General features: G+C 64.7%; 15 protein-coding genes and 2 rRNA genes (1 of these 17 cut by a window edge). 9 read left to right on the forward strand and 8 right to left on the reverse strand.

What is annotated here, in order from left to right; all coding sequences use genetic code 11:
* Window positions 1–2,826, forward strand: a 23S ribosomal RNA gene (locus GFK26_RS10250); it begins 47 nt to the left of the window's first position.
* A 128-nt stretch (window positions 2,827–2,954) separates the two neighbouring features.
* Window positions 2,955–3,067 (forward strand): 5S ribosomal RNA (rrf, locus tag GFK26_RS10255).
* Window positions 3,068–3,230: 163 nt separating this feature from the next.
* On the opposite strand, the gene GFK26_RS10260 is transcribed toward rrf, so the two are convergent.
* From GFK26_RS10260 to hppD, 5 genes are all read right to left on the reverse strand, one after another.
* On the reverse strand, window positions 3,231–4,178 hold the full coding sequence (locus GFK26_RS10260; RefSeq protein ID WP_153281876.1) for an MBL fold metallo-hydrolase: 948 nt from the start codon (window positions 4,176–4,178) through the stop codon (window positions 3,231–3,233).
* Window positions 4,171–5,868 (reverse strand): AMP-binding protein, encoded by a 1,698-nt coding sequence (locus tag GFK26_RS10265; protein WP_153281877.1) that lies wholly within the window; start codon window positions 5,866–5,868, stop codon window positions 4,171–4,173. Before GFK26_RS10265 ends, GFK26_RS10260 begins: the two co-directional genes overlap by 8 nt.
* Before the next feature lie 128 nt (window positions 5,869–5,996).
* Window positions 5,997–6,869: a phenylalanine 4-monooxygenase gene (gene phhA / locus GFK26_RS10270; protein WP_153281878.1), complete on the reverse strand. Its 873-nt coding sequence runs from the start codon at window positions 6,867–6,869 to the stop codon at window positions 5,997–5,999.
* A gap of 21 nt (window positions 6,870–6,890) precedes the next feature.
* Window positions 6,891–7,703, reverse strand: a complete 813-nt coding sequence (locus GFK26_RS10275) for a transporter substrate-binding domain-containing protein (protein ID WP_153281879.1) — start codon at window positions 7,701–7,703, stop codon at window positions 6,891–6,893.
* A gap of 29 nt (window positions 7,704–7,732) precedes the next feature.
* The gene (gene hppD / locus GFK26_RS10280) at window positions 7,733–8,860 is read right to left on the reverse strand and encodes a 4-hydroxyphenylpyruvate dioxygenase (protein WP_153281880.1); all 1,128 of its coding nucleotides are present in this window, start codon (window positions 8,858–8,860) and stop codon (window positions 7,733–7,735) included.
* A gap of 156 nt (window positions 8,861–9,016) precedes the next feature.
* Between hppD and GFK26_RS10285 the strand changes: the two genes are divergently transcribed.
* The 6 genes from GFK26_RS10285 to GFK26_RS10310 all read left to right on the forward strand — a co-directional run bounded on the left by GFK26_RS10285 (window position 9,017) and on the right by GFK26_RS10310 (window position 15,382).
* Window positions 9,017–9,490 (forward strand): Lrp/AsnC family transcriptional regulator, encoded by a 474-nt coding sequence (locus GFK26_RS10285; RefSeq protein WP_099793261.1) that lies wholly within the window; start codon window positions 9,017–9,019, stop codon window positions 9,488–9,490.
* Window positions 9,491–9,599: 109 nt separating this feature from the next.
* Window positions 9,600–10,328: a GNAT family N-acetyltransferase gene (locus GFK26_RS10290; protein ID WP_153281881.1), complete on the forward strand. Its 729-nt coding sequence runs from the start codon at window positions 9,600–9,602 to the stop codon at window positions 10,326–10,328.
* Between the two features lie 90 nt (window positions 10,329–10,418).
* Entirely contained in the window at window positions 10,419–11,297 is an 879-nt protein-coding gene (locus tag GFK26_RS10295) for an HlyC/CorC family transporter (RefSeq protein ID WP_099793257.1), read from the forward strand.
* On the forward strand, window positions 11,297–12,916 hold the full coding sequence (gene lnt, locus GFK26_RS10300) for an apolipoprotein N-acyltransferase (RefSeq protein WP_153281882.1): 1,620 nt from the start codon (window positions 11,297–11,299) through the stop codon (window positions 12,914–12,916). The genes GFK26_RS10295 and lnt overlap by 1 nt, the downstream gene beginning before the upstream one ends.
* 114 nt (window positions 12,917–13,030) lie before the next feature.
* Window positions 13,031–14,200, forward strand: coding sequence for a chromate efflux transporter (chrA, locus tag GFK26_RS10305; RefSeq protein WP_228121961.1), 1,170 nt, complete (start codon window positions 13,031–13,033; stop codon window positions 14,198–14,200).
* A 111-nt stretch (window positions 14,201–14,311) separates the two neighbouring features.
* A complete protein-coding gene (locus GFK26_RS10310) occupies window positions 14,312–15,382 on the forward strand; it encodes an asparaginase (RefSeq protein ID WP_153281884.1) in 1,071 nt (356 codons plus the stop codon).
* 7 nt (window positions 15,383–15,389) lie between these two features.
* Here the strand turns inward: GFK26_RS10310 and GFK26_RS10315 are convergent, their stop codons facing one another.
* Genes GFK26_RS10315 through GFK26_RS10325 form a run of 3 tightly spaced genes read right to left on the reverse strand, consistent with a single transcriptional unit; the run spans window position 15,390 to window position 18,027 of the window.
* Window positions 15,390–16,184: a phosphatase PAP2 family protein gene (locus GFK26_RS10315; protein WP_228121962.1), complete on the reverse strand. Its 795-nt coding sequence runs from the start codon at window positions 16,182–16,184 to the stop codon at window positions 15,390–15,392.
* 50 nt (window positions 16,185–16,234) lie between these two features.
* Window positions 16,235–17,062, reverse strand: coding sequence for a metallophosphoesterase family protein (locus tag GFK26_RS10320; RefSeq protein ID WP_153281886.1), 828 nt, complete (start codon window positions 17,060–17,062; stop codon window positions 16,235–16,237).
* Window positions 17,059–18,027: a diacylglycerol/lipid kinase family protein gene (locus GFK26_RS10325; RefSeq protein ID WP_153281887.1), complete on the reverse strand. Its 969-nt coding sequence runs from the start codon at window positions 18,025–18,027 to the stop codon at window positions 17,059–17,061. Before GFK26_RS10325 ends, GFK26_RS10320 begins: the two co-directional genes overlap by 4 nt.
* A gap of 227 nt (window positions 18,028–18,254) precedes the next feature.
* Here GFK26_RS10325 and glyQ point away from each other — a divergent pair, with 227 nt between their 5' ends.
* Window positions 18,255–19,163 carry a glycine--tRNA ligase subunit alpha gene (gene glyQ, locus GFK26_RS10330; protein ID WP_056577308.1) on the forward strand — a complete coding sequence of 303 codons (909 nt, stop codon included), beginning with the start codon at window positions 18,255–18,257 and terminating at the stop codon, window positions 19,161–19,163.
* Window positions 19,164–19,174: the final 11 nt, after the last annotated feature.

The following is a 19,174-nucleotide window of genomic DNA, read 5'->3' on the forward strand; positions in this document are numbered from 1 at the left end:
GACGAAGGACGTGATAGCCTGCGATAAGCTTCGGGGAGCTGGCAAATTAGCTTTGATCCGGAGATTTCCGAATGGGGAAACCCACCTGCAAAGGTATCGCATGATGAATACATAGTCATGCGAGGCGAACCGGGTGAACTGAAACATCTCAGTAGCTCGAGGAAAAGACATCAACCGAGATTCCGAAAGTAGTGGCGAGCGAAATCGGAAGAGCCTGTTAGTGATAGCACAAGACATAACGGAACAGCTTGGAAAGGCTGGCCATAGCGGGTGATAGCCCCGTACGTGAAATGACCTGTGTGGTACTGAGCTAACGACAAGTAGGGCGGGACACGAGAAATCCTGTCTGAATATGGGGGGACCATCCTCCAAGGCTAAATACTCATCATTGACCGATAGTGAACTAGTACCGTGAGGGAAAGGCGAAAAGAACCCCGGGAGGGGAGTGAAATAGATCCTGAAACCGCGTGCTTACAAAAAGTAGGAGCCTCGTAAGGGGTGACTGCGTACCTTTTGTATAATGGGTCAGCGACTTACATTCAGTGGCAAGGTTAACCGAATAGGGAAGCCGTAGAGAAATCGAGTCCGAATAGGGCGATCAGTCGCTGGGTGTAGACCCGAAACCAAGTGATCTATCCATGGCCAGGATGAAGGTGCCGTAACAGGTACTGGAGGTCCGAACCGACTAGTGTTGCAAAACTAGCGGATGAGCTGTGGATAGGGGTGAAAGGCTAAACAAACTTGGAAATAGCTGGTTCTCTCCGAAAACTATTTAGGTAGTGCCTCAAGTATTACCATCGGGGGTAGAGCACTGTTTTGGCTAGGGGGTCATGGCGACTTACCAAACCAAGGCAAACTCCGAATACCGATGAGTACAGCTTGGGAGACAGAGCACCGGGTGCTAACGTCCGGACTCAAGAGGGAAACAACCCAGACCGCCAGCTAAGGTCCCTAAAATTGGCTAAGTGGGAAACGAAGTGGGAAGGCTAAAACAGTCAGGATGTTGGCTTAGAAGCAGCCATCATTTAAAGAAAGCGTAATAGCTCACTGATCGAGTCGTCCTGCGCGGAAGATGTAACGGGGCTAAGCCAGTTACCGAAGCTGCGGATTTGCAATTTATTGCAAGTGGTAGGAGAGCGTTCTGTAAGCCTGTGAAGGTGCGTTGTAAAGCGTGCTGGAGGTATCAGAAGTGCGAATGCTGACATGAGTAGCGTTAAAGGGGGTGAAAAGCCCCCTCGCCGTAAGCGCAAGGTTTTCTACGCAACGTTCATCGGCGTAGAGTGAGTCGGCCCCTAAGGCGAGGCAGAGATGCGTAGCTGATGGGAAACAGGTCAATATTCCTGTACCGATTGTTAGTGCGATGTGGGGACGGATCTTAATAGGTCATCCAGTTATTGGATTATTCTGGTTTAGTTGGATGTAGGCGTGCATTAGGCAAATCCGGTGCACATATACCGAGGCCAACGATCGAGCGGACTTGTCCGTGAAGTGACTGAACGAGGTTCCAGGAAAAGCCACTAAGCTTCAGCTAACAACGACCGTACCGCAAACCGACACTGGTGCGCGAGATGAGTATTCTAAGGCGCTTGAGAGAACTCAGGAGAAGGAACTCGGCAAATTGACACCGTAACTTCGGAAGAAGGTGTGCCCTATTAGTGTGTAGTGAACAACGAAGCATGAATGGGTTGCAAAAAATCGGTGGCTGCGACTGTTTATTAAAAACACAGCACTCTGCAAACACGAAAGTGGACGTATAGGGTGTGACGCCTGCCCGGTGCTGGAAGATTAAATGATGGGGTGCAAGCTCTTGATTGAAGTCCCAGTAAACGGCGGCCGTAACTATAACGGTCCTAAGGTAGCGAAATTCCTTGTCGGGTAAGTTCCGACCTGCACGAATGGCGTAACGATGGCCACACTGTCTCCTCCTGAGACTCAGCGAAGTTGAAATGTTTGTGATGATGCAATCTCCCCGCGGAAAGACGGAAAGACCCCATGAACCTTTACTGTAGCTTTGTATTGGACTTTGAACAGATCTGTGTAGGATAGGTGGGAGGCTTTGAAGCAGGGTCGCTAGATCTTGTGGAGCCAACGTTGAAATACCACCCTGGTGTGTTTGAGGTTCTAACCTAGGTCCATTATCTGGATCGGGGACAGTGCATGGTAGGCAGTTTGACTGGGGCGGTCTCCTCCCAAAGCGTAACGGAGGAGTTCGAAGGTACGCTAGTTACGGTCGGACATCGTGACGATAGTGCAATGGCATAAGCGTGCTTAACTGCGAGACTGACAAGTCGAGCAGATGCGAAAGGACATAGTGATCCGGTGGTTCTGTATGGAAGGGCCATCGCTCAACGGATAAAAGGTACTCTGGGGATAACAGGCTGATACCGCCCAAGAGTTCATATCGACGGCGGTGTTTGGCACCTCGATGTCGGCTCATCTCATCCTGGGGCTGTAGCCGGTCCCAAGGGTATGGCTGTTCGCCATTTAAAGAGGTACGTGAGCTGGGTTTAAAACGTCGTGAGACAGTTTGGTCCCTATCTTCCGTGGGCGCTGCAGATTTGAGGAAGCCTGCTCCTAGTACGAGAGGACCGGAGTGGACACACCTCTGGTGTATCGGTTGTCACGCCAGTGGCATTGCCGAGTAGCTAAGTGTGGAAGAGATAACCGCTGAAAGCATCTAAGCGGGAAACTCGTTTCAAGATGAGATCTGCCGGGGCCTTGAGCCCCCTAAAGAGTCGTTCAAGACCAGGACGTTGATAGGTCAGGTGTGGAAGCGCAGTAATGCGTTAAGCTAACTGATACTAATTGCTCGTGCGGCTTGACCCTATAACTTTGATCAATCTGATCAAGGTGTTATGCCAAGTTGACGCATTCAAAATAATTCGCCAAAAGCTGATTCCAAACTCTATGAATTCGTTTGATTGATCGTGTGATCAGTCAGACAACCCTTTATGCCTGATGACCATAGCGAGTTGGTACCACTCCTTCCCATCCCGAACAGGACAGTGAAACGACTCAGCGCCGATGATAGTGCGGGTTCCCGTGTGAAAGTAGGTCATCGTCAGGCTCTTACAGCCCAGAAAACCCCAGTCAGCAATGACTGGGGTTTTTTGCTTTGCGCGACGCAAAGACAAAGAACACGCAAAGCACGAGCAAGCGAATAGACGGACAAAGAAAAAGCGCCAACTCGAAAGAGATGGCGCTTTTTTATTGGAGCAAACAACCGCCAATCAGGCGTTCCGAACTCCTAAAGCATCGGATTGTGCTGCGCCAGCGGCAATCAGCTCTGCCAACAGATCCTCAGTCAGGGCTGCCAGCGTCTCACCAGCAAAGAATCGAGCCCGAATCCGCTCGAAATACAGCGTCCCGCCAACCCACTCAGCCCAATCCGCTCGCGACACCGCATGCAGCTCCAGCAGCTTGAACTTCATCAGCACCTTCATCGCATGGCGCGCGTGCTTTACCGGGTCTCGCTGCAAGCCAGCTAAACGCCGGCGCGCAGTTTGCAAGGCACGGTCGACGTCGCCAAAGACTCCTCCATGGCCTGGAATCACATGCAAAGGCGTCAGCTTCTCGATCAAATCGAGCGTCGCGGCGATATCTCCGAACGAGGGCTCGCCCATCAGTTCAGGAAAGGCGATGCCAAAGCCGTTTTCCCAGAGTGAATCCGCAGAAATCAGGGTCCGCGACACTGGATCGAACAGAATCACCGAGTGCGAATCGTGGCCCGGAGCGCCGTGCACTTGCCACGCCCTGCCTCCCAAGAGGCATTCGGTGCCTGGCTCGAGCAGCCCGGTGAAGCCAAAACGAGGGCAAGTCTGCCCTGTCGCAAGAAAACTCAGACCCTGCGCATCCCACCGCTCGACCAACGGCGCCTCGCCAGGTGGAATGTCCGTTCGCAGTGACGGATAATGCTGCTGCAAAGCCGCGTTCCCCCCGCAGTGATCGCTGTGCAGATGCGTGTTCAGCACCCGATCGAGCGGACGCTCTCCAAGAACGGATTCCACCAGTGCCAGCGTCTGATCGGCATGCGTGGCATACCCCGTGTCGACCAGCGCCGTTTCCTCTGCCCCGACGAACAGGATGTTGTTCGACGACAGCCAGCCCCGCTCGAACACGACGACATTCGCCGGCAGTCCGGCGCTGGCTTCCCCGTGATGCGCTACGGGCTCAGGCACCGGCACCGGCGCTGGTGCGCAGCTCGCGCCGCAGGATCTTCCCCACGTTGGTCTTGGGCAGCGACTCGCGGAACTCGATGTGCTTCGGCCGCTTATAGCCGGTCAGTTGTCCGTTGCAGTACTGGAGCACGGCGTCTTCCGTCAACGTCGGGTCCCTGCGGACCACGAAGACCTTGATGGCTTCGCCTTGCTTTTCGTCCGGCACGCCGACGGCCGCGCATTCGACCACCCCCGGGCACAGCGAGATCACGTTCTCCAACTCGTTCGGGAACACGTTGAAACCGCTCACCAGGATCATGTCCTTCTTGCGATCGACGATCCGGCTGTAGCCGTCTTCCTGCATCACGGCGATGTCTCCGGTGCGCATGAAGCCGTCGGCTGTGAAGGCCGCCGCTGTTTCGGCGGGCTGGTTGTAGTAGCCGGTCATCACGTTCGGGCCCTTGATGCAGAGCTCGCCCGCCTGGCCGATCGGAAGCGATTGGCCTTCATCGTCCTTGATCGCGATCTCAATGCTCGGCAACGGCAGGCCAATGGTGCCCGTGAACTTCGTGTTCGACACCGGGTTGTTGGTGCCGATCGCGCAGGTCTCGCTCATGCCCCAGCCTTCGATCATCGGGCAGCCGGTGGCCTCGAACCACTTGCGCGCCGTGCCTTCGGAGGCGGCCATTCCACCGGCCTGAGATACGAAGAGCGTAGAGAAATCGACCGTCTTGAACTCCGGGTGCATCAGCAGCGCATTGAACAAGGTGTTCACCGCCGGCAGCATGTGGAAGGGCCGCTTCTTCAACACCGCGACGAACTTGTTGAAGTCGCGAGGGTTCGGGATCAGCGTCATGTGCGAGCCCTGGCGAATCACGAGCAGGCACAGCGTCAACGCGAAGATGTGATACAGCGGCAGCGCCGCGATGCTGTTGACCTTCGCCAGGTCGCCGGCCCGCGACAGCGCGGGTGTGAACCAGGCTTCGGCCTGCAGCGTGGCGGCCACGATGTTGCGATGGGTCAGCACCGCGCCCTTCGACAAGCCGGTGGTGCCGCCCGTGTACTGCAGGAAGGCGATGGAGTCGAGCGTGCTCTGATCGGGCCCGAGCGTGCGCCCGCGGCCTTCGGCAATCGCCTGCTTGAACGGTGTGACCGTGCGGCCTTCGCTCAACGGCAGCTTGTAGGGCGGCACCATCTTGGCCAAGTGGCGCACGGCCACCGTGATCCACGTGCCGTACAGCCCGCCGAGCAGGTCACCCATCGCGGTCATCACCACGTGCTTGACCGGCGTGCGCTCGATCACCTGCTCGAGCGTGGCGGCAAAGTTCTCGAGGATGACGATGGCCGTCGCGCCGGAGTCCTTGAGCTGGTGCTCCAGTTCGCGCGCCGTGTACAGCGGATTGACGTTGACGCAGGTGTAGCCCGCGCGCAGCACGGCGCACATCGTGACCGCGAACTGCGGCACGTTGGGCAGCATGATCGCCACCCGCGCGCCGGGCTCAAGGCCCCGCGACTGCAGCCAAGCACCCATCGCCTTCGAGAGCGTGTCGAGTTCGCCGTACGACATCCACCGCTCCATGCAGACCGAGAACGGCCGGTCCTTGTAGCGGCCGAAAGCCTCATCGAACATGTGAGGCAGGGAGCGGTACTGCTCCGGGTGAATCTCGTGCGGCACGCCGGCCGGATAGTTCTGTTGCGCGGATGTCTGCATGCAAGCTCCTTTGGCGCGGATTGTGGGAGCCAATGCCTCCCACCCGCCAGCGGGCTTGTCCTAGGGACGCATGCCGGGTGTCGCGCAGGCGATAGTCGCCGTGCGCGCCCGCGTCACTGCGATGCCGATCAGGCGTTGCCGGATTCGCCCGGCAGCAGCACGCCGGCCGGGATGTCGGGCTCGACTTCGAGCGCGCGGTACAGCGGCGTGAAGTCGGGTGCCGTGAGATCGAAGAGCTGCGCGAAGTTCTCGATCACGAAGTAGTTGGCCTGGTAGGTGTCGATCTTGTATTGCGTGCGCATGGTGCGCAGCAGGTCAAGCGGCAGGCGGTGCGGCTCGGGGCTGCGCACCGCGTGCTGCAGTTCGCCGACCGAACTCAGGATGCCGGCACCATAGGCGCGCAGGCCCTCGGGTTGGCGGATCAGTCCGAACTCGACCGTGTACCAATACAGCCGCGCCAGCTTCTCGCCGGCACCCAGCTCGTGCGCCTTCATGCCGCCCTGGCCGTAACGCTGCACGTAGTCGGCGAAGGTCGGGTCGAACAGCATCGGCACGTGGCCGAACAGGTCGTGGAACACGTCGGGCTCGACGATGTAGTCGAACTCTTCGGGCTTGCGGATCCAGTCGGTCACCGGGAACTTGCGGTTCGCCAGCAGCGTGAAGAAGGGCAGTTCGGGAATCAGCCCCGGCACCGCGACGATCTCCCAGCCAGTGGCACGGTGCAGGCGCTCGTTGAGTTCCTCGAAGCGCGGGATGCGGTCCTTCACGCCGAGCAGCGGCAGCGCCTGGATGAAGGCGTCGCAGGCCAGGCCCGGCAGCTGCGCGGCCTGGCGTTCGTACAGCCGCTTGTAGGTGTCGTGGTCGGCCGCCGTGTAGCTGGCCCAGTCCTGCGGGCAGGTGTAGTCGGCTTGCACCGAACCGCCGCGCGAGTAGTCGCCGCGCGGCGGGCGATCGGATGCGCCATAGACGGCGGGAGTGACAACGGCGGCGAGGGTGTCCATGGGGCGGTTCGATTTCTCGGGTTATTTGAGCCAGCGGTCCATCACGCGCTGGAAGTCGCCGCCGGCTTGCTGCAGGTGCAGCCATTGGTCGACATACGATTTGAAAGCCACGTCGTCGCGCGGCAGCATCCAGGCCATCTCGCCGTACTGCAGCGGCTTGTCGGGGTTCACCGCACACAGCCCGGGCTTGAGCTTCTGCTGCGTGATGGCCTCGGCCGATTCGGTGACGAACACGTCGGCGCGGTTGGCCAGAATCTCGTCGAAGATCGTGACGTTCTCGCCGTGCAGCGTGAGCTTGGCTTGCTTGAAGTTGGTGCGGGCAAAGCGTTCGTTGCTGCCGCCCGGGTTGAAGATCACGCGCGTCGACGGCTGGTCGATGGCCGCCACGCTCTGGTACTTGGCCACGTCGGCGCAGCGCGCAATGGGCGTCTTGCCGTTGACCATGTAGGGCGCGCTGAAGAAGGCGCGCTTCTGGCGGTCGGTGGTCACCGACACGCCGCCCACGGCGATGTCGCATTTGCCCGCAGCCAGGTCGGGCAGCAGGTTGGCCCAGGTCGTCTTGACCCACTCGGGCTGGGCGCCGAGGCTGGCGCTGAAGCCCGCCATCAGGTCGACGTCGATGCCTTCGAACGAGGCGTCGGCCTTCTGGAAGCTGAAGGGCCGGTAGTCGCCCGGCGTGCAGATGCGCAGCACCGCCGCCTTCTGCACCGTGTCCAGGTGCGAAGCAGCCAGGCCGGCCGCGGGCGGCGCCGAGGCGCAGCCCGAGAGCACGACCGCAGCGGCGGCTGCCGCGACAAGGGAAGTGACGACAGTCGAAGAAGACGCGTGGCGCATGCCGGGCTCCAGGGCAGTGGTGAAGCGCCTTATTTTGCGGCGCTCAGCACGCCACGGCGCATCTGGTCGAGCTCGATGCTCTCGAACAGCGCCTTGAAGTTGCCGTTGCCGAAGCCGTCGTCGCCCTTGCGCTGGATGAACTCGAAGAAGATCGGGCCCAGCTGGTTCTCGCTGAAGATCTGCAGCAGCAGCGCGTCCTTCTTGCCGTCGATCAGGATCTTGCGTTTCTTCAGCTCGGCCACGCTTTCGCCGTGCTCGGGAATGCGCTTGTCGATCAGCTCGTAATACGTGTCGATGGTGTCCAGCAGCGTCACGCCGTTGGCGCGCAGCGCGTCGACGCTCTCGTACAGGTTGTCCGAGCCCATGGCGATGTGCTGGATGCCCTCGCCCTTGTACATGTCCAGGTACTCCTGGATCTGGCCGGCCTGTTCCTTGCCCTCTTCGTTGATCGGGATGCGGATCTTGCCGCAGGGGCTGGTCATGGCCTTGCTCTTCACGCCCGTCACCTGGCCTTCGATGTCGAAGTACTTCACTTCGCGGAAGTTGAAGAGCTTCTCGTAGAAGTTGGCCCACACGTCCATGCGGCCGCGATACACGTTGTGCGTCAGGTGGTCGATGTAGGTCAGGCCGTTGCCCTTGCGCGTGAGCGCGTCCTGCGACGACACGCCCGGCAGCGCCTCGAAGTCCACGTCGTAGAAGCCGATGTTGCCGATGTCGCCCGGCTGCGCGCCGTTCTTGCCGGGCCAGCGGTCGACCAGGTAGATCAGGCTGTCGCCGATGCCCTTGATGGCGGGAATGTTCAGCTCGCCCGGGCCGGCCTTGTCGGCGAAGCCCCAGGCGCCCAGCGCGGTGGCGCGCTCGTAGGCCTGCTTGGCGTCCTGCACGCGGAAGGCGATGGCGCACACGCTCGGGCCGTGCTCGCGCGCGAAACGCTGGGCGAACGAATCGGGTTCGGCGTTCAGGATGAAGTTGATCGTGCCCTGGCGGTACAGCAGCACGTTCTTGTGGCGGTGCTTGGCGATGGCCACGAAGCCCATGCGCTCGAACACCTGGCCCATCGCGACCGGATCGGGTGCCGCGTATTCGATGAATTCGAAGCCGTCGGTGCCCATCGGGTTCTCCCAGGGCGTGAAGGCGGGGGCGTCGGCGTGGCTCATGGGTGCTGTCTCCGAAAAGTGGGGAAGTTGTGCAGAAAGGAAAACAATGGCCCGGATTCGGGCCGTGCTGCACTGTAGGTCGGAAGCCTTTCAGGTTTTCTGCGTTTCTGGGCGCCTTTGATGGCCATGACGCAGTAAAACTGCAAAAATGGCGAAATGGAAGCACTCGACAAGATCGATCGACTCATTTTGCGCATGCTGCAAGCAGACGGCCGCGCCACCTACGACCAGATCGCGGAGCAGGTCAGCCTGTCGCCCAGCGCCGTGCTGCGGCGGGTCAAGCGGCTCGAAGAGCACAAGGTCATCGACCGCTACGTCGCCTTGGTCCAGCCCGAGGCGGTCGGCCTGGGCCTCACGGCCTACCTGAACGTGCGGCTCGAAAAGCACACCGAAAGCCACAAGCGCAACCCCATGGACCTGTTCCGCGCCAGCGTGCAGACCTGGCCCGAGGTGGTCGAGTGCGCCGCGCTCACCGGCGACATGGACTACCTGCTGCGCGTCGTGGTGGCCGACATGGCGCACTACAGCCGCTTCATCATGGACACCCTGCTGAAGCACCCCAGCGTCCAGGACTGCAAGACCAGCTTTGTGCTCGATCGTGTCAAAGCCACAACATCTGTGCCCGTTTAACTACAAATTGGTTGCGGAAAGACCACGGACTCTGGTACCGAGTCACGAATGCGTCCAGAAAGTGTCCTGACGGGCTTGGTGATTAAGGGAAAACCCTTACATTTGAACCATGCTTACCGCCAAGACCCTCCTCAAAGCGTCTCTCGGCCTCGGCTCTTTCCTGAAGGCGCCGATGGTTGAAGCGCAGCCGCGCGCCGTCAGCGCGCCACCGCCTGTCATGGTGCCGATCCGCTCGATCGGCCCGCGCGAACGCGAACGCATCGCGCGCCACCTGCTCGACCTGACTCCGCACGACCGCTACCTGCGCTTCGGCTATGCCGCGGCCGACGAGCAGGTATTGCGCTACGTCGAAAGCCTGGACTTCGATCGCGACGAACTGTTCGGCATCTACAACCGCCGCCTCGACCTGATCGCGATGGCCCACGTCGCCTACGCGCCCGACGACCAGCACAGCGACTGCGCCGAGTTCGGCGTGTCCGTGTCGGCGCACGCCCGCGGCCGCGGTTACGGCGCGCGCCTGTTTGAGCGCGCCGTGGTCGCCGCGCGCAACGAAGGCGTGGGCATGCTCTTCATCCATGCGCTGAGCGAAAACGCCGCCATGCTCAAGATCGCCCGCAACGCCGGCGCGACCGTGGTGCGCAGCGGTTCGGAGTCGGAAGCGCACCTGCAGCTGCCCACCGCCACCTTCGACAGCCGCATGAGCGAAATCGCGCTGGAGCACTACGCCGCGGTCGATTTCGCGCTCAAGAGCCGCGCCAAGCAGTTCTGGGCCTTCCTCGGCAGCCTGCAGGAAGTGCGCAGCGGCATGCGCGAAGCCCGCAGCAAATCGGCTCCTTGAGCGGGCGAGGGCGGCCTATGCCGGCCGGACGGTAGAGCCTGTCATGCGCAATCCGTTATCCTTGCCTTTCTTCAACTCCGCCCTCCCGCAGTGGCCGACCCTCACCCTGAACGCGCTCCCGTTGAACGGGAAGACAAGCGTGGCTTTCTCCAGAAGCTCGCCGAATTCATCCACCCCGGCCCCGATTCACGCGACGAGCTGATCGAAACCCTCGCCGACGCCGAGGACAACGAGGTGATCGGCGCCGAATCGCGCGTGATGCTCGAAGGCGTGCTGCGCATGGCCGACATGACGGCCGGTGACGTGATGGTCGCCGCCCCGCGCATGGACCTCGTGAACATCGACGCGCCCTTCGACGCGTTGCTGCACTCGGTGATCCAGACCGCGCACTCGCGCTTTCCGGTCTACGAGGGCGAAAAAGAAAACATCATCGGCATCCTGCTCGCGAAAGACCTGCTCAAGCTGCAGCGCGCGCCGGGTCTGAACATTCGCGCGCTGCTGCGTCCGGCCACCTTCGTGCCCGAGAGCAAGGGCCTGAACGACCTGCTGCGCGAATTCCGCGGCAACCGCAACCACCTGGCCATCGTCATCGACGAGTTCGGCCGCGTGGCCGGCCTCATCACCATCGAAGACGTGCTCGAGCAGATCGTCGGCGAGATCGAAGACGAGTTCGACATCGCCGAAGACGAGGGCGACATCTTCGGCCTGGCCGACCACACCTACCGCGTCTCGGGTGACACGCCCATCGAGCGCGTGGCCGAGGCCTTCGGCATCGTCTTCAACGAAGAACAGCTGAGCGAAGACTTCGACACCATCGGCGGACTCATCGCGCACGAGATGGGCCACGTGCCCAAGCGCGGCGAACACCACGCCATCGGCGGCTTCGACTTCGTCGTGCTGCACACCAAGGGCGGCGCGGTGCGCTGGTTCCGGGTGTCGCCGGCGCGCGGCGGCGACGCGGCCGACTGATGCCGGCGCCCGCAGCAGCGGCCCCGGCCCGCGTCTCGCCATCCTCTTCCCCTTCCTCCGCTGCCAGCGGGTTCCTGCGCCTGCTCGGCTTCGGCCTGGCGGGTGTGGCGCAAGCCTTGTCGATCGCGTGGCCCGGCGACGGCCGTCCGTTGTGGTGGCTGCAGCTGCTGTCGCTGGCCGGGCTGGTGTGGTTGCTCGACGGCCTCCGCATGCAGGGCGCGGGCTGGCGCCGCGCCGGTCTGCACGGCTGGGTGTTCGCAACCGCGTGGCTCACGGGCAGCTTCTGGTGGCTCTTCATCTCGATGCACACCTACGGCGGACTGCCGGCGCCGCTGGCGGTGATCGCCGTGCTCGCGCTGGCCGCGGCGCTCGGGCTCTACTACGCCGTGGCCTGTGCCTGGTTCGTGGTGCGCGGGCCGACGGGGCGCATCGCGGGCGCCTTGGTGTTCGCGGCGCTGTGGACGCTGGCCGAACTCGTGCGCGGCAGTTGGTTCACCGGCTTTCCCTGGGGCGCGGGCGGCTACGCCCACGTCGATGGCCCGCTGGCTGCGCTGGCGCCGTGGGTCGGCGTGTACGGCATCGGCGCGGCGGCGGCACTGGCCGTGGCGCTGGTTGCGCGACGCCTGCCGCTGCGTGGCGTGGTGCCGACGGCGCTGGCCGCGGTGCTGCTCGCCGTGGTCTTCGTGCTGCCCAACATCGTCTCGCCGCTGCCTGCTGATGCACGCGGCACGCAGGGCACCGCCGGCACGCTGCAGGTCGCGCTGCTCCAGGGCAACATCCCGCAGGACGAGAAATTCATTCCGGGCGGCGGCATCGAAACCGCGCTGCGCTGGTATGCCGAACAGCTGCGCGATGCCAAGGCCCAGCTCGTGGTCACGCCTGAAACCGCGCTGCCGCTGCTGCCGCGCCAGCTGCCCGCCGGCTACCTCGACGCGATCCAGGAGCGCTACGGCCAGCCGGGCGCGCAGCAGGCCGCCATCGTCGGCCTGCCGCTCGGCGACGGGCCCGGCACGTACCGCAACGCCGTGCTGGGCTTCCAGCCCGGCGCGACGCAGCCCTTCACCTACAGCAAGCACCACCTCGTGCCCTTCGGCGAGTTCATTCCGCCGGGCTTTCGCTGGTTCATCCGCATGATGAGCATCCCGCTGGGCGACTTCGAGCGCGGCGGGCTCGCGCAGGCGCCGTTCGTCTGGCAGGGCCAGCGCATCGCGCCCAACATCTGCTACGAAGATTTGTTCGGCGACGAGATCGGCGCGAACTTCCGCGACGAGGCGACCGCACCGACCGTCCTGCTCAACGTCAGCAACATCGCCTGGTTCGGCGACTCGGTCGCCATCGACCAGCACCTGGCCATCTCGCGCATGCGTGCGCTCGAGTTCGCGCGGCCGATGGTGCGTTCCACCAACACCGGCGCCACCGTGGTGATCGATGCCGCGGGCCGCGTCACGCACCAGCTGCCGCGCCTCACGCGCGGCGTGCTCGAAGCGCCGGTCGAAGGCCGACGCGGGCTCACGCCCTTCGCGCGCTGGGTCGCGCCTTTCGGCCTGTGGCCGTTGTGGATCGCGGCGCTTGCGATCGTCGCGCTCGGCGCGGTCTTCTTCCGGCCTGGGCGGCGCTGAATCCCACCGGCGGATACACGTTCGACGTCATCGTCCGTGAAGCACCATCACCGCCCCAAGCCTGCCGCGCCGCCCGCTGCTGACGGCGGGGGCACGCCTCGATCGAGAGGCCCGGTGCTCGAAGTCTTCCTCGCCTTTCTCGCGCTCGGCCTGACCTCCTTCGGCGGCCCGGTGGCGCACCTCGGCTACTTCCGCGCGGAGTTCGTCGAGCGTCGCAAGTGGCTCGACGACAAGAGCTATTCCGACCTCGTGGCGCTGTGCCAGTTCTTGCCCGGACCCGCGAGCAGCCAGGTCGGCATTGCCCTGGGGCTCGGCCGCGCGGGGTGGGGCGGGGCGCTGGCAGCGTGGCTCGGGTTCACGCTGCCGTCCGCCGTGGCGCTTATCCTCTTTGCGGCCGGCGTCACGCATTGGGCGGGTCTTGCCCAATCGGGCGCCGTGCACGGGCTGAAGGTCGTCGCGGTGGCCGTCGTCGCGCAGGCAGTGTGGGGCATGGCGAAGTCGCTGTGCCCCGACCGGTTGCGCGCGGGTGTGGCCATCGTCGCGGCGCTGCTGGTGCTCGCGGTGCCTTCGGCCATGGGGCAGATCGTCGCCATCGTCGCCGGGGGCGTTGTCGGTCGATGGGCGCTGCAGCTCGGCCCCCTTCCCGCCGCGCAGCACCGCGACCACGGCGTGCGCAAGTCGACCGGCGCCGCGCTGCTGGGCCTGTTCGCCGTCCTGCTCGTCGCACTGCCGATGCTGGCGGAGGCGACGCAGTGGCCGGCGCTGTCCGTCCTCGCGTCCTTCTATCGCTCGGGCGCGCTGGTGTTCGGTGGCGGTCACGTCGTGCTGCCCTTGCTGCAGGCGGGCGTGGTGCCTACAGGACTGGTCTCGAACGACGTGTTCCTGGCCGGCTACGGCGCGGCCCAGGCCGTGCCGGGGCCCTTGTTCACGTTCGCGGCCTTCCTTGGCGCCGCCATGCCGGGACCGTTCGGCGGCTGGGTGGGCGGCGTGGCGCTGTTGCTGGCGATCTTCCTGCCCGCCTTCCTGCTGGTGGCCGGCGCGCTGCCGTTCTGGGAGACGCTGCGCCAGCGCGATGGGGTCCAGCGCGCGATGGCGGGCGTGAACGCGGCGGTCGTCGGCGTGCTGCTCGCCGCGCTCTACGACCCGGTGTGGACGAGCGCCATCCACTCGAAGGCCGACTTCGGCCTCGCGCTGGCCGCCTTCGGCTTGCTGGTCTACGCGCGCCTCTCGCCGGTGTGGGTTGTCGGGCTCGCGGCGTTCGCCGGCTGGCTGCTGGCCCTGTAAGGCCGGCGCATGACCGCATGCCATGCCGGCATGCAGCGGCCCTGCACGCGGGCATGGTTCATGTATCTTCCTCGCCGCCTCCAGAAATCATCCTCAAACCAAGGAACCCCAATGTACTTTTCTGCCCATTTCCGTGCCTTCGCGACCGGTGCCGCGTTGCTCGCGGCCAGCGCGCTCGCGCAGGCCCAGCAGGCACTGCCCAACGTGGTGATCCTGGCGACCGGCGGCACCATCGCCGGCGCCGGCGCCTCGGCCGTCAACAGCGCGACCTACGCGGCCGCCAAGGTCGGTGTCGAGAAGCTGATCGCCGGCCTGCCCGAGCTGGCCAAGGTCGCCAACGTGCGCGGCGAGCAGGTGTTCCAGGTGGCTTCCGAAAGCCTCACCAACGACAACCTGATGACGCTGGCCAAGCGCGTCTCAGCGCTGTCCAAGCAGTCGGACGTCGACGGCATCGTGATCACCCACGGCACCGACACGCTGGAAGAAACCGCCTACTTCCTGACGCTCACCGTGCACACCAACAAGCCGATCGTGGTGGTCGGCTCGATGCGCCCGGGCACGGCCCTGTCGGCCGACGGTGCGCTCAACCTGTACGACGCCGTGAACGTGGCGGGCAGCAAGGACGCGATGGGCAAGGGCGTGCTCGTGACGATGGGCGACAACATCGACACCGGCCGCGACGTGAGCAAGAACGTCAACATCAAGACCAGCGCGTTCTCCAGCCAGTGGGGTCCGCTGGGCATGATCGTCGAGGGCAAGAACTACTGGTTCCGCGCGCCGGTGAAGCGCCACACCACGAACTCGGAGTTCAACATCGACACCATCACCGCGCTGCCGCCGGTCGAGATCGCCATGGGCTACGAAGGCGTGTCGTCGGTGGCCATCGACGCGATCGCCAAGAGCGGCGCCAAGGCGCTGATCCACGGCGGCACGGGCAATGGCTCGGTGGCCGACCGCATCGTGCCGAACCTGCAGAAGGCGCGCACCGACGGCGTGATCGTCATCCGCAGTTCGCGCGTGCCCGACGGCTTCGTGATCCGCAACGCCGAGCAGCCCGACGACAAGTACGACTGGGTGGTGGCGCACGACCTTCGCCCGCAGAAGGCGCGCATCCTGGCGATGGTGGCTCTCACGAAAACCAACAACACCAAGGAACTGCAACGCATCTTCTGGGAATACTGATCGACGGTCAGCGGGCGGTGCGGCGCTTGCGGTGCCGCGCGTATTCCAGGCTGCTCACGCACACGAGCAGCCAGCCCAGGCCGGTCAGCAGGCCGGCCGCGACATCGCTCGCAAAGTGCACCTGCAGGAAGACCCGGCTGCAGGCGATGGTGACGATGGCCGCCACCGTGGCCATGGCGGCCGGCACATGCCAGCGCGCCGGCAGCAGCCGCAGCGCCAGGTACAGCAGCATCCCGTAGCTCACGATCGCGCCCGCGCTGTGGCCGCTGGGAAAGCTGAAGCTCGTTTCCAGCGCCAGCCCGTGGTCGTGCACCGGCCGGGCGCGCGCAAAGATGTGCTTGAGCGCCGGGTTCAGCACCACGATGCCGCCGAGCGCGATCACCCAGCCCAGCGCCAGACCGCGGTGTGCGTTGCGCCACAGCAGCAGCGCGACCACCCCGCACACGGGTGCGAGCAGTTGTGCGTCGCCCAGGTGCGTGAGCCAGCTGAAGCTCACGAGCGCGCCCCACGGCACGTGGGTGCCGATGGCGTCGGCGAGCGCCTGGTCGGCGCGGCCCATGGTGCGGCCGTCGCCGAGGTGCGAAGCGATCCAGGCGACCAGCACCGCCGCCGCGAGGATCAGCACGAAGCCCAGGCCCAGACCGAGCGCCAGGCGCGATTCATCGGGCTCGCCGGTGTCGGGCAGCGAATGGCGCCGTTGCAGCATCCGGCAGCCGAGGCCGGCACCGAGCACCGACACGGTCAGCGCGAGCGCGAACCAGGCCAGGGCGTGCTCGCCCAGCTGTTGTGCAAGAAGAACCAAGGGGGAAGAAGAAAGAAGAAGGGTGTCCGCAGGAGGCATGCGGCGCAACCCTAAGGGCCTGCCGCGCGGCTGGCAAGCGGAAGCCGCAATAGGTCGACAAGCTTGAAGGCTTTGGCCGCCGCCGAATGGTCCCAGCGTTCGACCACGCAGACGCGCTGCGCGCCGTCGCCGGGCGCTTCCGTGCGCAGCACGTTCACCGAATTGGGCGCGTCCGAGCGCACGCGCGTCGACACCGCGGTGCCGGCCTGCACCGCCCAGGCGGTGGGCGGACAGCCCTGAAAGTGCTCGTCGAGCGGACGAACGAAGGGCAGGTGGATGTGGCCGCCGACGATCAGGTCGGCGCCCGCCGCCGTCCAGCGAGCGACCGCCGCGTCGCGCCCGTGCAGGCGGTTCGAGCGGTCTTCAGGCCGTGTCACCAGCACCGGCTGGTGCGTCACGACCACGCGCACCTGCCGGGGCGTGGCGTGCGCCAGCCGGGCCGCGACGCGCTCGACCTGTGCGGGCGACACCTCGCCGTCTTCGTGCCGGTACCAGCGCGTCGTGTTGACCGTGACCACCAGCCAGTCGTCGCAGGCGAACACCGGCTCCAGGTCGGTGCCGAAGGCTTCCGTGTAGCGACCGTAGGGCGAGAAGGCGCGCGCCGCCAGCTGGAACAGCGGGATGTCGTGGTTGCCCGGAATCGCGACCACCGGCGCCGCGAGCCGGTCGGCAAAAGCGCGCGCTGCCGCGAACTGGCGGCGCGTGGCGCGCTGCGTGATGTCGCCCGACAGCAGCACCGCCTGCGGTGCCAGCGCGTGCGCGAGGCGCTCGAGCGCTTGCAGCACCTCGGGCTGCTCGGTGCCGAAGTGCGGGTCGGACACTTGCAGCAGGCAGCTCATGGCCGCGCCGCCTCCAGCTCGGGCGCGCTGTCGGGCCGCACCAGCCACAGCGGGTCGGGCGCCACGCGGAACAGCAGGGGCATGTCGACCCAGTCGATCTCGCCGTCGGTCGCGATCTTCACGCGGCGCGGCGTGCGCAGCCGGCCGGCCTTCACCGTCATCGACTCGAACGGAAAGCTCAGCACCTCGTCGGCATCGCCCAGCCGCCCGAGCGCGCCGCGCACCAGCAGCCCCGGCATCGCCAGCAGGCCGACCGGCTTGAGCGCCACGGCGGTCAGCTGGCCCTGCTCGGGCGCCTCTGCGTGGTCGACGCCCGCCTGCATCAGCTGCAGCGGGTTGTTGCCCACGAACAGCGTGGGCGTGCGGATGTCGCGCTCATGGCCGTGCGAGGCAATGCGCAGCTGCCAGTGGCGATGGCGTCCGCGCAGCACCGTCAGCAGGCCCGAGTAGAAGGCGATCCAGCGGTGGCGGCCGAAGCGCGCCTTGTGGCTTTCGCGCTCTTCCAGCAGATCGGCATACAGGCCCATGCTGGCGTTGACCAGAAACACGCGGTCGTTCACCAGCCCCACCTGCACGGGCCGGGGCTGCTGCGTGAGCAGCACCTGCAGCGCCTGCGCCGTGTCGCGCGGAATGCCGTGGGTGCGGCTGAAATAGTTGAAGGTGCCCTGCGGCAGCACGCCGAAAGGGCAGCCGCTGCCGAGCGTGGCCTGGGCCACGGCATTGATGGTGCCGTCGCCGCCCGCGGCCACCACCACGCCGCCCACGGCGCGGGCACGCTCGACCGCCTCGCGCGCCAGTGCCTGCACGCGGCCGGGGCCGTCCACGAGGAACACGCGGTGCCGGCGGCCGTCTGCCTCGAAGGCTTCGTCGATGACCTGCCGGGCCTGTGCGGCGCTCTCGCTGCCGGAGCCGGCATTGAGCACGATGAAAAAGGGAGCGTCGGGGCCGATGTGGGGCGGTGCCATGCAGTGAGAGAGGGGGAAAGCGCGGGAAAGTGCCGAAAGCGGCGGGAAACGCGCAAATGAGCGCGGGGCTCGGCTTTGTCCCACAGCCGCACGGGCCGCCGCGGCAGCCGGCATCCCGAGCGGCTGTGGGAGAGTTGCCCTCCCACGACCGTAAAATCGTCGCCTTTCGCGGCCTGTGCCGCGCCACCGTCCCGTCCAATGTCCGGCCCCCGACGCCGGCCAGCTTCATGTTGACCTTCCAGCAAATCATTCTCAAACTGCAGTCGTACTGGGCCGACAAGGGCTGCGCGCTGCTGCAACCGTACGACATGGAAGTGGGCGCAGGCACCTCGCACACCGCCACCTTCCTGCGCGCGCTCGGCCCCGAGCCCTGGAAGGCCGCCTACGTGCAGCCCAGCCGCCGCCCCAAGGACGGCCGCTACGGCGAGAACCCCAACCGCCTGCAGCACTACTACCAGTACCAGGTCGTGCTCAAGCCCGCGCCCAGCAACATCCTCGAGCTCTACCTCGGCAGCCTCGAGGCCCTGGGCTTCGACCTGAAGAAGAACGACATCCGCTTCGTCGAAGACGACTGGGAGAACCCCACGCTCGGCGCCTGGGGCCTGGGCTGGGAGGTCTGGCTCAACGGCATGGAAGTGACGCAGTTCACCTACTTCCAGCAGGTCGGCGGCATCGACTGCAAGCCCATCACCGGCGAGATCACTTACGGCCTGGAGCGCCTGGCCATGTACCTGCAGGGCGTGGACAACGTCTACAACCTCACGTGGACCGACGGCCTGAGCTACGGCGATGTCTACAAGCAGAACGAGGTCGAGCAGTCGACCTACAACTTCGAGCACAGCGACGCCGAGTTTCTGTTCACCGCCTTCAACGCGCACGAAAAGCAGGCCAAGCACCTCATGACCGAGCAGCTCGCGCTGCCGGCCTACGAGCAGGTGCTCAAGGCCGCCCACAGTTTCAACCTGCTCGACGCGCGCGGCGCCATCAGCGTGACCGAGCGCGCGGCCTACATCGGCCGCATCCGCAACCTCGCGCGCAGCGTGGCGCAGAGCTACTACGACAGCCGCGAGCGCCTGGGCTTCCCGATGGCGCCGCGCGAATGGGTTGCGCAGATGCCCCCGAAGAAAGCCGCCTGAGCGATGACGAC

The organism is Variovorax paradoxus (assembly GCF_009498455.1).
Lineage (GTDB): Bacteria > Pseudomonadota > Gammaproteobacteria > Burkholderiales > Burkholderiaceae_C > Variovorax > Variovorax paradoxus_H.